The sequence below is a fragment of the Caballeronia pedi genome, from assembly GCF_001544915.2.
Taxonomy (GTDB): domain Bacteria; phylum Pseudomonadota; class Gammaproteobacteria; order Burkholderiales; family Burkholderiaceae; genus Caballeronia; species Caballeronia pedi.
This window is the reverse complement of the sequence record NZ_FCOE02000139.1, coordinates 1-535: the sequence shown is the minus strand read 5'-3', so window position 1 is coordinate 535 and position 535 is coordinate 1. Positions and strand designations below refer to the sequence as shown.

At 60.0% G+C, this 535-nt stretch carries 1 protein-coding gene; it reads left to right on the top strand.

The window, feature by feature from the left end:
* A partial coding sequence (locus AWB80_RS42890) for an AMP-binding protein (protein WP_143328309.1) occupies positions 1-535 on the top strand: 535 nt, incomplete at both ends.

The following is a 535-nucleotide window of genomic DNA, read 5'->3' as shown; positions in this document are numbered from 1 at the left end:
ACGCGGAACCGGTGTTTCGTGGCTTCGAACGTCACGCAGCGGCTTATCCCGATGACATCGCATTGGTCTTCGGCGATTCGTGCGTGAGTTACGGAGAATTGAACGCCCGCGCGAACGGACTGGCGCATTGGCTGATCAATCAAGGTATCGGCATCGAATCGAAAGTCGGCATCGCAGCGGAACGCTCGATCGAACTCGTGGTGGCGCTGTTCGCGATCATGAAGGCGGGCGCAGCTTACGTGCCGCTCGATCCTTCGTATCCGGCCGACCGGCTCGCAGCGATGCAGCAGGATGGCGGCATCGTGCTCGCACTGTGTCAGTCCGGCGTTGCGTTGCCTGAAGTTGAAAACGTCAAGCACGTCACGCTCGATGCAAGCAGGCACGATGAACGCAATCCCGAGATCGAACTCCACGGCGCGAACCTCGCGTATGTGATCTTCACGTCGGGCTCGACGGGTCGCCCCAAAGGCGTCGGCAATCGTCACGATGCGCTCTTCAATCGACTGACGTGGATGCAGCAGGCGTATCCGTTGCA